The 12,283-nt window shown below is 59.4% G+C and carries 15 protein-coding genes; 12 read left to right on the top strand and 3 right to left on the bottom strand.

Annotation, left to right across the window (positions count from 1 at the left end; translation table 11 throughout):
* The first annotated feature begins 139 nt into the window (after window positions 1-139).
* The 4 genes from ACVOLQ_RS11685 to ACVOLQ_RS11670 all read left to right on the top strand — a co-directional run bounded on the left by ACVOLQ_RS11685 (window position 140) and on the right by ACVOLQ_RS11670 (window position 3,547).
* Window positions 140-751: a cytochrome P460 family protein gene (locus ACVOLQ_RS11685; RefSeq protein WP_481528111.1), complete on the top strand. Its 612-nt coding sequence runs from the start codon at window positions 140-142 to the stop codon at window positions 749-751.
* A gap of 87 nt (window positions 752-838) precedes the next feature.
* Window positions 839-1,852, top strand: a complete 1,014-nt coding sequence (locus tag ACVOLQ_RS11680; RefSeq protein WP_481528110.1) for a cytochrome P460 family protein — start codon at window positions 839-841, stop codon at window positions 1,850-1,852.
* Window positions 1,853-1,953: 101 nt separating this feature from the next.
* A complete protein-coding gene (locus ACVOLQ_RS11675) occupies window positions 1,954-2,367 on the top strand; it encodes a cupin domain-containing protein (protein WP_279704280.1) in 414 nt (137 codons plus the stop codon).
* Window positions 2,368-3,004: 637 nt separating this feature from the next.
* A complete protein-coding gene (locus ACVOLQ_RS11670) occupies window positions 3,005-3,547 on the top strand; it encodes a MarR family winged helix-turn-helix transcriptional regulator (RefSeq protein ID WP_481509472.1) in 543 nt (180 codons plus the stop codon).
* A 130-nt stretch (window positions 3,548-3,677) separates the two neighbouring features.
* Here ACVOLQ_RS11670 and ACVOLQ_RS11665 read toward each other — a convergent pair whose 3' ends face one another.
* Window positions 3,678-4,895, bottom strand: coding sequence for a bifunctional alpha/beta hydrolase/OsmC family protein (locus tag ACVOLQ_RS11665; protein ID WP_279704282.1), 1,218 nt, complete (start codon window positions 4,893-4,895; stop codon window positions 3,678-3,680).
* 279 nt (window positions 4,896-5,174) lie between these two features.
* Between ACVOLQ_RS11665 and msrB the strand changes: the two genes are divergently transcribed.
* The 6 genes from msrB (at window position 5,175) to ACVOLQ_RS11635 (ending at window position 9,183) form a co-directional block, all read left to right on the top strand.
* Window positions 5,175-5,618 carry a peptide-methionine (R)-S-oxide reductase MsrB gene (gene msrB / locus ACVOLQ_RS11660; RefSeq protein WP_481528109.1) on the top strand — a complete coding sequence of 148 codons (444 nt, stop codon included), beginning with the start codon at window positions 5,175-5,177 and terminating at the stop codon, window positions 5,616-5,618.
* A gap of 1 nt (window position 5,619) precedes the next feature.
* Window positions 5,620-6,114: a peptide-methionine (S)-S-oxide reductase MsrA gene (gene msrA / locus ACVOLQ_RS11655; RefSeq protein ID WP_005411419.1), complete on the top strand. Its 495-nt coding sequence runs from the start codon at window positions 5,620-5,622 to the stop codon at window positions 6,112-6,114.
* Window positions 6,115-6,301: 187 nt separating this feature from the next.
* On the top strand, window positions 6,302-7,006 hold the full coding sequence (locus ACVOLQ_RS11650; RefSeq protein ID WP_454259017.1) for a glutathione S-transferase N-terminal domain-containing protein: 705 nt from the start codon (window positions 6,302-6,304) through the stop codon (window positions 7,004-7,006).
* Window positions 7,003-7,971 carry a magnesium and cobalt transport protein CorA gene (locus ACVOLQ_RS11645; RefSeq protein ID WP_481528108.1) on the top strand — a complete coding sequence of 323 codons (969 nt, stop codon included), beginning with the start codon at window positions 7,003-7,005 and terminating at the stop codon, window positions 7,969-7,971. The genes ACVOLQ_RS11650 and ACVOLQ_RS11645 overlap by 4 nt, the downstream gene beginning before the upstream one ends.
* A 94-nt stretch (window positions 7,972-8,065) precedes the next feature.
* Complete coding sequence (locus ACVOLQ_RS11640) at window positions 8,066-8,638, top strand: hypothetical protein (RefSeq protein ID WP_481528107.1); 573 nt, start codon at window positions 8,066-8,068, stop codon at window positions 8,636-8,638.
* Window positions 8,639-8,733: 95 nt separating this feature from the next.
* The gene (locus tag ACVOLQ_RS11635; RefSeq protein WP_481528106.1) at window positions 8,734-9,183 is read left to right on the top strand and encodes a hypothetical protein; all 450 of its coding nucleotides are present in this window, start codon (window positions 8,734-8,736) and stop codon (window positions 9,181-9,183) included.
* Between the two features lie 110 nt (window positions 9,184-9,293).
* Here ACVOLQ_RS11635 and ACVOLQ_RS11630 read toward each other — a convergent pair whose 3' ends face one another.
* Window positions 9,294-9,785 (bottom strand): DM13 domain-containing protein, encoded by a 492-nt coding sequence (locus tag ACVOLQ_RS11630; RefSeq protein ID WP_481528105.1) that lies wholly within the window; start codon window positions 9,783-9,785, stop codon window positions 9,294-9,296.
* Between the two features lie 3 nt (window positions 9,786-9,788).
* The gene (locus ACVOLQ_RS11625) at window positions 9,789-10,259 is read right to left on the bottom strand and encodes a peroxiredoxin family protein (RefSeq protein ID WP_054662478.1); all 471 of its coding nucleotides are present in this window, start codon (window positions 10,257-10,259) and stop codon (window positions 9,789-9,791) included.
* 662 nt (window positions 10,260-10,921) lie between these two features.
* Here ACVOLQ_RS11625 and ACVOLQ_RS11620 point away from each other — a divergent pair.
* Together ACVOLQ_RS11620 and ACVOLQ_RS11615 are read left to right on the top strand one after the other, a co-directional pair.
* Window positions 10,922-11,527 (top strand): sulfite oxidase-like oxidoreductase, encoded by a 606-nt coding sequence (locus ACVOLQ_RS11620; RefSeq protein ID WP_481528104.1) that lies wholly within the window; start codon window positions 10,922-10,924, stop codon window positions 11,525-11,527.
* Entirely contained in the window at window positions 11,520-12,266 is a 747-nt protein-coding gene (locus ACVOLQ_RS11615; protein ID WP_481528103.1) for an FAD-binding oxidoreductase, read from the top strand. Before ACVOLQ_RS11620 ends, ACVOLQ_RS11615 begins: the two co-directional genes overlap by 8 nt.
* Window positions 12,267-12,283 lie beyond the last annotated feature (17 nt).

The raw sequence follows: 12,283 nt of genomic DNA, 5'->3' as shown, positions 1-12,283 counted from the left end.
GGCAACATACCCCCGGCGGAAGCGGAGGCGGCGTACTACGCCGGCAACACGGGTCACGCCATCGCGGCGTGACTCAAACGAAATGGCCTCCGGAGAAGCCGGGGCGATTCAATGCACAAATCAAGCGGCAGAGCCCAGCGTGGCGTCGGCCGCTCCTGTGGTCGCGGCTGCGGCCCCCGATCCGGCATCGGGGCTTGGATCGGATCCAGCCTACCCGGAGATTGATATCCCGCCGGTCTGGTCGCCCGAGGGGCATCTGATCCAACCCAAGGATTTCCGGGAGATGGTCTTCATCGGAGCTCCTTTGACACCGCATGGCCTGAATGATGGAAAATCGAACTTCCCGGAATTCCACAATGTCTATGTCCAGCCGGCGGCGTTCAAGGCATACCGGGAAACCGGAAAGTGGCCGGAAGGCACGATGATGATCAAGGAACTGCAACTGGTTGACGATCCCAAAGGCGATTTCCCCGATGGCTCGCGCGTTTTGCCTTCTGGTCGCGGCTACTTCCCAGGTGCGGTTAATGGTCTGGATGTCTCCGTGAAAGACAGCAAGCGCTTCGCGGATACAAACAATTGGGGCTACTTCAACTTCAATCACGCACCCCCCCCGTATCTTGCGGAAGCAGCCGTCAAGCCGGTTGGTGAGTGCGCTGGTTGCCACATCGCCAACGCCGACGAAGACATGGTCTACGTCAAACTCTACGAATCGATCCTCGCCCCGCTACCTCTGCCTGTCGCTGCGAACTGACATGCATCGTCCATGCGAAGAGGGCTGTTATGGACTGCCCTCTTCGCGGGATGGGGAGCGCGCGGGAACGAAGTGGGGGCGAGTCGCATGAGCAGAATCGGTTTGCGGATGGCAGCGGGGAGCATTGTCGCGATCGCCGCACTGCTTTGCACAGGGGGGTGCAAACAGAGTGACCCCGTACAGGCGGAACTGGACCCGTACTCGTCTTTCGTCAGCAAAACAGGAGACATCGGGTTTCCGGCCAATTTCCCAAGCGGGTTTGTGTTCATTGGGTCCTGGGCGGTCACGGGTGATGGCGGAGTGGCAGACATCCACTCCGTCTATGCACGCCCCATTGACGTGGTTAACTTCAACGAGACCGGCAGATTCCTTGATGGCGCCGTGCTGGTTAAGGAAGTCACGTTGGCCGTTGGCTCCAAACATACAACCGGTAACGCGTTCTGGGCCAATGAGACCAAAACGTGGTTTCTGATGGTCAAGGATGCAAACGAACGCTTTCCATCGAATCCGCTGTGGGGTGATGGTTGGGGTTGGGCAGAGTTTGATCCAGCCACCAAGAAGCAGATATCGACCAATTACCAGGCGGATTGCAAAGGTTGCCACGTTCCGGCGATGCAGTCGGATTGGGTATATAGCTACGCTTACCCGGCGCTCGGCCCCAACGCCCAGGCAACGGTTCCAAAGGACATCATCGTCGGCGAGCCTGAAGCCGGTGCCGCCAGGCACGGCGGCGCCGGAGCGCAGGAGGCGGGCGGCGACGTCGTCGGCGTAGCGCAGGATACGGACAGCGACGTGGCAGCCGGCAAGGTCACGTTCGAGATTTATTGTTCCTCTTGCCACTCAATGACCCCAGGTGAAAGCGGGATAGGCCCTTCCCTGGCAGGCGTGGCGGGCCGAAAGGCCGGGACATCAGCCGGATACGCATACTCCCCTGCGATGTCGAGCTCCGAAGTGATTTGGACCGCAGAGAACCTCGCCAGTCATATCGAGAAGCCCAAGGAACTTATTCCTGGAAATCGAATGGGCGGCCTTTTCCCGCGGGGAGTTCAAGACGCGAAGAAGCGAGGGGAGATTGTCGCGTATTTGCTGGAAGCGAGGTAACTGCGCACTCCGCGCAGCGCATCTTTCCTGCACCCGCAAACTTCGGCACTGCGAAGGAAAGGGGCAGTAGGCGCCACCTTCATTCATTGGGACGAGAGATCGTGAAGACTCCAGACTTGGGCCCAGCGCCCCATGCGTTCGATCTCGAGAGTGAGACCATCAATAATCCGAACTATCGTTCGGTGAGATGGAGTGGCAGCTATCTGCAGTTGACCCTGATGTCCATTCCACCGGGAAGCGACATTGGCCTCGAGATGCACGCCGATACCGATCAGTTCCTCCGGCTCGACGGTGGACGGGGTCGGATCCAGATGGGGCCGCAGAAGGATGAACTCACCTTCGACCAAGAGGTGTCCGATGGATGGTGCGTGCTGGTGCCCGCCGGGACCTGGCACAACATCTCCAATATCGGCCAAGCGTCTATGCAGCTCTACACCATCTACGCACCGGCGCATCACAAGCCCGGGACAACGCACGCTACGGCGGACGCTGCTGGCGAAGACACGGGTCACTGACCAACCGCCTGGTCGATGCAACGGGCAGTCACTACGTGGCAAACGGGCAGCTAGTTCAGATTCCCTGCAAGACGCGCGGCTTGGGCAGCAGCTCCGCGTCCACGAGTCCTCACACGCTAAGGACAGCGCAGCGGCACATAATTGCGCGACCTCATTTCAGCGCTGCCCCTCATAGGCCATCCGCGCCGCCGCAATTTCCAAGTGCCTGACAAGCCACGCCTTGGCGCACTCATCTCGCTACGCCCTGATCTGATTCGGATCTGAAGCAAACCGTTACCCGGTTCCGCCGCGTACAGGAGGCAATGCCCCCTCCTTCCTCTTAGCAACTGGCTGCGTAATCCGCCGACCTGGTGGTCGGCCTCCCGAGGGCAGGGGGTCTGGCCAGCGCCCGTCCTCCGACGGGTCCAGTCATCGTTCGTATCTATATGCGGCGTGCATATAGTGTCTGGAGTGGATCAGGAGTCCATAGCTGATAGGCATTGCCAATACCAATCGCATCGGACGGGCTGGTCTCCGCGGGGTCACCCAACTCACTGTTTATATGCACAAAAGACAGGACGCATACGCTTAGCCCCTGTTCCCGGATGCCCTAAAAGCATCACTATTCCCTTGCAGTCTATGCGCGGTGGACATATATATGGTCTCCATGACTCAACTCCAAGATCGCAATGTCTTTGGGGCGTTCGCGCTGATGATCAGCGACGACGTCATTCGCGCCAGTTCTTCGCGTGCGCCCGAGGCAGGCCCCACCGCCTCGGCGCTGGCACTGCTAGCGCACAAGCCAGGCCTGTCAGTAGGTATGCTGGCCGCGGGCGTGGGTCTCTCCCATGCAGGAACGGTTCGACTTGTTGACCGTCTGGTCACGGAAGGCTTGATCGAGCGCCGGGAGCATCCCACTGACGGACGTACACGCGCACTTTATCTAACGGGTGCTGGCAAGGCGGTCAGCGACGACGTCTTGAACTCAAGGGACCAAATCATCGCCGAGGGACTGGCCGTTCTGACCCACGAGGAGATGAAGATCCTGGGCCAGCTCTCTGCACGTGTCCTCCGCGCTCGTCTTGAGAGTCTTGAACACTCTTACCGGATATGTCGCCTCTGCTGCCATGAGGGGTGTACGGACTGTCCCGTCGACGCAGAGTTGCTCGATCGAGGTATTGCTGCCGGTCGAGAGGTGTGAAATTGCAGTCGCGCACGTGCCCCATTGAGAAATAGGTCCAGCTAAGGAAGTACGGTAGACGCAAACTACATCCGTAACCCACTTGGCGTAAAACGGCCGTGTTAATGGACGCAGCCGGTAGGCGCTTGTTTCAGTCTGGCGCGGGTACCGCAGTCTCAGTGCCGCTTGAAAGCTCCGTCTGAACGTCAGAACCCCGGACTAGGGTCAGATCAACCGGGCATCGATCAGCGATCGCGAGAATCCGAGCACGCTGATCATCGTTCAGCGGGCCATCGAGGGTGATGGTGCGGGTAAATCGGTCGGGCGGCATCATGCCCGGCACCCTCTCGTGCTGCACAGTCGTGCTCGCCCGTTCGAGCGGAAAGCCCTTGCGAATTGCGTAGACACGCATGGTCATGACCGTACACGCCGCCAAGCCGGCAGACACAAGCTCGTAGGGAGATAGTCCGGTTCCTAGACCGCCGACCGACGCTGGCTCGTCGGCGAAGAACGTATGCTCGCCGCTACGGATCTCGAGCTGGAATTTTCCCGCAAGGGTTTCGGTGGCGACAACTCCCTTCGCAACCTCGACCTGCGGAAGATCAGTCTTGAGAAGTGGAAGGAAGCGGCTCGCCCAGGCGGCCACCATAGCCGAGGCGTAGTTCGCGTCGGCAGCACTCGTAAGCAGGTGATCCGCTGTGTCGAGCGAGAAGAAGCTCTTGGGATGTTTGGATGCGACGAAGATGCGCGACGCGTGGTCGATGCCGACCACCTGATCCAGCGGAGAATGCATGACCAGCACAGGACGCCGGAGCGATGCGATGGATTTCTCGATGTCAAACGCCTCAACCGCCTGTAGGAAGCTGCGGCGAACCACGAAGGTTCGGCCAGCAATCTCTGCTGATGCCTCGCCCTCGCTGGCGATGGTATCCAGGTCAATCGGCCGGAAAAAACGCAGGATATGCTCTAGGTCGGCGGGAGCGCCGATCGTCGCCACCGCCGCCACGCCAGGCAGCTCGGCCGCGGCCACGATCGAAGCGGTTCCACCCAGGCTGTGCCCAACAAGCAAGGAGGGCGGCATCCCCGCCTCCGTCATCGCCATTGCGGCTAAACGAATGTCCTCGACGTCCGACGCGAAGCTGACGGGCTCTACCGACCCGGCTCCAATGCCGGCGAAATCAAATCGCAGAACACCGATACCAGCACGAGACAATGCGCGAGAGATGTAAACGGCAGCGCGGCTGTCCTTTCCGCACGTAAAGCAGTGCGCGAAGATTGCCCAGCCACGCGGCGTTCCCTCCGGCGGTTCAAGATGCCCGGAAAGCTGGGAGCCGCCCACGCCAACAAACGCAAACTTAGTCTCCGCCATACCAACGAACCTCCTGCAGACGGCCGGCGGTTGCGCTCCCAAGGCACCCGAAGAGCCTCATCGGGGCGCTCGCCAAACCTGTGATGGTCAACTCAAGGTATCAGCAGCGGGCGACCTGCGGCGAACAAAAGTGAATCAGATCGCGAAGTGCTTCAATGCTATCGCCGCGATACGTTGCACGTATTGGATAAATCCAAGGCGCGCTGCGATAGTCGTCGCACTGACTAGGAACACAAACGACAGTTTGGCTGCCCCACTGGATGCGTAACGGAGGCTATCGTGAAGTTTGAAAAGTCAAAGACAGCGTTGGACCGTCTCACCCCGGAGCAGCATTGGGTCACCCAAAACGCGGGTACCGAAAGGCCATTCACGGGCGAACACAACGACAACAAGAAGCCTGGCATCTACGTCGACGTCGTGTCTGGAGAGCCGCTCTTCGCATCGACGGACAAGTTCGATTCTGGCACCGGCTGGCCCAGCTTTACCAAGCCGATCGTTCAGGCCAACGTGAACGAGGTTCAGGACGGCGCCCATGGGATGAGGCGGACGGAAGTCAGGTCGGTACATGCCGACAGTCATCTTGGCCATGTGTTCCCGGATGGTCCGTCCGACCGCGGCGGCCTTCGGTACTGCATAAATTCCGCGTCCCTTCGGTTCATCCCGCGTGACGAGATGGCCGCCCAGGGATACGGCGAGTATCTCGATCAGATCAAGGAGGCTTAACATGCATCAGCGCGCAGTTCTCGCGGGCGGATGTTTCTGGGGCATGCAAGATCTCATTCGCAAGCAGCCGGGCATCGTCTCGACACGTGTTGGTTACACCGGCGGCGATGTTCCCAACGCCACGTACCGCAATCACGGCACGCATGCCGAGGGGATCGAGATCATCTTCGACCCGGCAGTGACCAGCTACCGGAATATCCTGGAGTACTTCTTCCAGATCCATGATCCGACCACAAAGAACCGCCAGGGCAATGATCGCGGGCTCTCTTATCGGTCGGCCATCTACTACGTCGACGCGGAGCAGAAACGAGTCGCCGAGGACACGATCGCCGATGTGGATGCCTCCGGGCTATGGCATGGCAAGGTGGTCACCGATGTCGAGCCGGTGAGCGATTTCTGGGAGGCCGAGCCGGAGCACCAGAACTATTTGGAGAATCGGCCAGGCGGCTATACGTGCCACTTTCCCCGTTCCAACTGGGTTCTTCCCAAGCGCTAAAGCGGGGGGCTTGTGCGGGCATCGGCCGGGGCTGAGGCAGAACCGTCTTCGCGGGTCGCGACCTGAGCCCCCGCCCTCCTCGCAGTCATCGATAACCGCGCCCTTCTTCGGCGCGGTTATCGAACCCAGTGCTGATAGGGTTGAGTTCTCCAGTCCCCAGCCATCGCATCACCAGGATCGCAGAACCATGTCAGATCTCTCGTCCTTTCCGGTCACGAAGCGCTGGCCGGCATCTCATCCCGAGCGCATTCAACTCTACGCATCTCCCACGCCCAATGGCGTCAAGGTCTCGATCATGCTGGAGGAGACCGGCTTGCCGTACGAGCCCCACTTGGTCGATATCTCCAAAAACGAGTCAAAAGATCCGGCGTTCGTGTCCTTGAATCCGAACGGCCGGATCCCGGCAATCATCGATCCTGCAGGGCCTGGCGGGAGCCCCATTGCGGTTTGGGAGTCCGGTGCCATCCTCATCTACCTGGCCGAGAAAACCGGCCAGCTCATCCCAAATGCACCCGCCAAACGCTACGAAACTCTGACGTGGGTGTTCTTCCAGATGTCCGCCATCGGGCCGATGTTCGGCCAGCTAGGCTTCTTCCTGCGCTGGGGCGGGAAGGACTATGAAGATAAACGCCCACAACAGCGCTATATCGACGAATCCAAGCGACTCCTAGGGGTGCTTGATCGCCAGCTGGAAGGGCGCGAGTGGATCGTCGATGACTATTCGATCGCGGACATCGCAACGCTGGGCTGGGTAAATGCGCTGGTTGAAACCTACGCTGCCGGCGACATCGTCGGCCTCAGCGAATATTCGAATATCCAAGCCTGGCTCGGTCGTGGGCTAGCTCGACCAGCTGTACAGCGGGGTCTGAAGATCCCTGCGAGGCCGGCATGAGCATCGTTGCCGCCTGCTATTACAACGAAGGTAAGCGAATCAGGGACGTCGCGCTCGACGAGCACGTTCAATGGGATAAGAGTCGATCGGACTTCTGTTGGATCGCGCTACACGACCCCACTGCCGAGGAGCTTCACGCGATACAGACGACCTATCAGCTCCATCCGGTGGCCATCGATAATGCGATGCACCCGCTGTGCCCGCCCAAGCTCGAGGTCTACAACGATGAGCTGTACGTCGTCGCCCAGACCGCCGAGCTGGTAGGCGACACGATCCGCTACGGAAAGATGGCAATTTTCACCGGTCACAATCATCTCATCACCGTAAGGCACGGCCACGCCGGAGAGCTAGGTACCCTTCGAAAGCAACTCGAGGCTTCGCCGGCGCTGTTGGGAAAGGGCGTCGACTACGTGTTGCACGCGATCCTGCACCGGATTGTCGACCAGTATCTGCCCATCTTTGAAATGATCGAGGATGACGTCCTGGCAATGGAAAGGCGGTCACTTGGCGACTTTCTCGGACGAGAAGACGTCGCCCGCATCTTTGCACTGAGATGCGAGCTCACCCACTTCCAGCGTACGCTCGGAGCGATGGCCGAGTTGGTCAGAAAGCTGGTTCGCGGGCACTTTCCCTGCATCAGCGCCGATGTGAGGCCGTACTTCAACGATGTCGCGGACCACGTTGATCGCGTGCAGACCATGGTTAACGGTCTGCTTCAGGTCCTGTCATCTGTCTTTGAGTTCAGCAGTCTTCTGGAAGCGCAAAGGATGGGTAGGATCACCCGCCAGCTCGCGGCTTGGGCGGCTGTACTGGCAGTTCCGGCAGCAATCGCTGGAATATATGGCATGAACTTCACGCACATGCCCGGCCTGAATGCGACCTACGGATTCTTCGTCGTGATCGGGCTCATTGCGACGTCCTGCCTCATCCTCTTCTTGCGCTTCAAGAAGGCAAAGTGGCTTTGAATTCTGTACCCCAACATCTCCGCCGTCCTCCGGCAGTCCACAGCACGCCCCGTGCGGGCGCACGCTCCATTCAACGCGAGATGAAGGCGCCTCAATGAACACCCAAGTGACCGATGTCATAAGCGCAGTGCAGTCGTACGTCGCCAAGGGATACGACCGCGAGTATCGTGTCAAGGATGGCCATCTCGTCGATCTCGAATTCGGATCGAAACTGGATGCTTGCTCCATGCGTGTGGACGCTGCGCTGCGCCTGGAGAGTGGGGACGATGCGGAGGATGCTTCAAACATCTACGCGATCACGGACCCAAATACGGGGCACAAGGGACTGCTGATCGACGCATTCGATGTGTTCGACGAGATTTGCCATGCGGACTTTTCCGAGCAGCTTTTGGCACATCGAGAAACGGTGCCGACAGGGGACCAGGATGTGCCGAGCAAGCACGGTCTGCGCAAGGTCTACAAGCGCGAGTTTGAACAAGAACCCGAGCGTTACGTCCTTCGGGAAGGCTTCCCCGACTTTCCCGCATGTCCCTTCGGCGGTGCCTTCAGCATCCTTGGATTTGATACCGCAGAGCAAACCTATGTTTGGCTTGTCACAAGCATCATCCGGGACCCCAGGTTGATACGAGCTCCTTATCAAGGAGAGGACTTTGTCAGCGATGAATAGCCGCGTGGGCGGGGTGACAAAGCTCAATTACGCGGCGGTCCCCGGCGAGTCCTGACGGGCAGACGGCTCCAATAGCGATACAAGGCGAGGTGATTGTGAACTGGAACAAAGACCACATCAGAGAGACGATGCTGTCGTTGGAAACGGCGGCCTTGAAGAGCGCTCGAGACACGTATCTAGGCTACGTGTCGACGGCTCGGCTTGATCGAAGCGAGCCAATCGAGAATGACGAGCACGCTCAGGCGGAAATCGCGAGCGACCTCGCGGAAGGGCTTGATGACAAGCTCCATGACTATGCGGACAAAATTGAAAAGCTTGAAACAATCGATTTCGGGCCGAAGTCTACCGTCGTCGAGGGCGCTGTCGTTAAGTTGTCCGGCCGCTACTTTGTGGTTGCCGTTTCAACGAGCCAGTTCAATTGTCATGGGCAGGTGCTTATGGGCATCTCCACCATGGCGCCGATCTTCCAGGCCATTGAAGGCGCACGTGCGGGCGAGACCGTGCAGTTCAACGGCCGGAAAATCACCGTAGAAAGCGTCGAGTAGGTCGACTCCCAATCTGCTGCCTGGCTCGTGCTGAATCCGGGGCGAGCCCTCTGAGAACCAGCTATCCCAGGCCGGGGTCACACCCCGGCCTGCGGGATCCGACACGCTTGTCAGCCTTGATCATGACGCGAGGCCTGGTACTCCGCGGCACTGATGAACTGGCTGAATGATTCGCACCAGATGACGACCGTGTTGTAGTCGCGAACATCAATGCCGGTCGGCACATCCACGAGAAAGCCGTTGAACGTCTTCACATCGCCCACGCGGCGCGATACGTCTTTGACCCGGAGAAAAGCTTCCTCCGTGTCGACAAAGCGTGGGGCGAGATAGAGCTTGTAGTCGGGGCCTGGGGCTAGGCGCCCAAAGTGCGCAATGTGACTGCGCGATACACGCACCTCGCCTTCGCCCCAGTGGAGTCCATTGCTGCCTTTGAGGTCGCGCACGAAGCGCCCTGCGTAGAGCGTTTCCGCGGCGACCCGATCAAGTACCTCTTCATCCGGTGCTTCCGGAGCTGTCAGGATAGGCAGGGCATAGATGCCGCCGCCAAAACCTAGCGCGAGCACCGCTAGGTGGGTAGTGGTCAGGGTGAGCCATCGCCGCATTGACTATCCCTGCTCCAATGCCTTCACGAGTCGACCCACATCCAGGCGGAAGTCCGAGAGAATAATCCGACCACCCGCGTCGATGACCGTGAACCATGGCGTTCCTCGGGTTCGGTAGTCCTGCATGAACGTCGGATGCGTCGATCCCGCCGGGGGCTCGTCGTGACCAAATGCGACAGGAAGCGCGTACTCGACCTGGTTCGGTCGCAATCTCTCGAAGGTGTTCTCGTGCGCTCCTTCAAATACGGTTTGGATCACAGCAAATCCGACGCCCTGGTCGCTCAAGACGGCATGCAGCGCTTGGAGTGTCGGGAACCCATGAGAATGGCAGCCACCGCACCAGTCTTGGAATGCGAACAGGATCTTCGGTCCTGCACCCAGATCCGACAGTTTGAGAGGTGCGATTTTCTCTCCGTCGGCGCCAATCCATCGCTGCACTCGAAGCTCAGGTGCTTGTCGTTCGGACACGTTCATTAGATTCTCCACCGCTGATGTAGATGCCTGGCAAATGTCCGAGCGAGCAGCCCTAGCCGATCGCTCGAAGGCCCCTGCGGTTTGTCTCACGTACGCTTGATCCGCCAAGTCGGCACTTAAGCCGAGGCGTTCTCGGGAATCGTAAGAACCGCGCCTGAGACTATGAAGGTAAGCGCGAAACATTTGAAATAGCTTCGCGACATAGGCTCCATGCCTGATTGCCGCAAGGCGACGGCGCAGTTTGGTCAGCGGCGCGCCATCGAGAAATTCAGCTTTGCACGGCGCTGCATTGACCGAGCGTCCACGCCGGGGCGGAACATCAGGGGCTGTGCGGCATGAGCGACATTCCCCCGTTCCATACCGCCAAAGGAAAGGGACGCTGTCGGCTGTTAAGACGCTGACCGGGGATAGGCCACAAATCCCTGCCTAGGCTATCGAATACATAGCCCGTCGCTATTGGACAATGGTGTCGATCGGATGCTACGGTTTCCAGGCGATGCGCGTGGCTCGCTGCGTCGGGGGAAGGTAGCTACTGATATTTGGCATCCGCTATTCTGGCCCTCACCCGGTTGCCCGTCCGGCAGCGACCTGTGCGAAGGGAATGCACAGTGGTTCGTGATGAAACCGGTTCCTTTCTGTCGTGACACGTAAGGAGGTTCGCCATGGTCACCAGAGGATTCACTGGCCGCGGTTCGGGCAGCAATCAAGCGGATCGGGTTCCGCCTGGGCAGCATCTCGAGCAAGGCTTTCCGGTCCTGTCAGCCGGACCCACGCCGCTCGTTGATACTGCCGATTGGAAATTCACCGTCAAGATCGGCCCGAAGCCCGCCAAGGTGTGGAACTGGAACCAGTTCAACGCCCTGCCGAAGACCAAGGTGACTCGGGATATTCACTGTGTCACGTCTTGGTCCAAACTCGATACCGAGTGGGAAGGCGTGCTGATCGAGGACGTTCTTGCGGACGCCGGCCTTGACCGGCCCACGGACTTCGTACTGGCGCACTGCTACGACGGGTACTCGACAAATGTTCCGTTGGTGGATCTGCTTTCGGGAAAGGCGATGGTTGCGCTCAGCTACGCCGGGAAGCCACTGCCACGCGACCATGGGGGGCCTGCGCGGCTTCTGGTGCCGCACCTTTACTTCTGGAAGTCAGCCAAGTGGGTGAATGCTCTGCAGTTCACAACGCGTGACGAGGCCGGTTTTTGGGAACTGCGCGGCTATCACATCTACGGCGATCCGTGGCGCGAGCAACGGTACAAAAATGACTGACAACGGCGATCAGCAGATACCGTGGCAGTCGTGCGTGATCGTCGGGATCGTGCAGCGAACGCCGACCATCAAGAGCTTGTTCCTTCGGCTGAGCAGATCATTTGTGCACATCGCAGGGCAGCACGTCGACGTCAAGCTGACCGCGCCCGATGGCTACAGCGCAATGCGTAGCTACTCGATCGCGTCATCTGCAAATGCAAGCTCGATCATAGAGATCGCTATTGAGCTTTTGCCCGATGGTGAGGTGTCGTCCTTTTTCCACGACGTCGCAGCCGTCGGGGACGAAATAGAACTTCGTGGTCCGCTGGGAGGCCATTTCCTTTGGCCAGAGCCTGCCGCAGACGCCGTGCTGCTGATCGGGGCAGGATCTGGCCTCGTGCCGTTGATGGCGATGATTCGTCAGCGCCGCGCACTTGCCCAAACGGTTCCGACAGCGTTGCTCCTCTCCGCGCGAACCGCAAGGGACGTTCTCTTCTCGGAAGAGCTTCATTCGATCGAGTCCAGCGATCCGGCCTTCCTTATGGCTTTGGCAATTACGCGGGAGCGACCGGCCCGCGGCTTGGACTATGGGCGACGGATCGACGGCGCCATGGTCCAGGAGACCCTGGCTCGGCTCGACCGAATGCCTACACACGTATTCGTCTGTGGATCCAACGGCTTCGTCAATATCGCGACGGATGCGGTTCTGCTGGCAGGCCTGGATGCCTCCAATGTCAGAACCGAGCGTTACGGCGGCTAGTGGGGGATCAAATTCAG

The sequence above is a fragment of the Stenotrophomonas sp. STEN031 genome, from assembly GCF_056759975.1.
The sequence above is the reverse complement of the archived record's forward strand: the minus strand, read 5'-3'. Positions and strand labels throughout refer to the sequence as shown.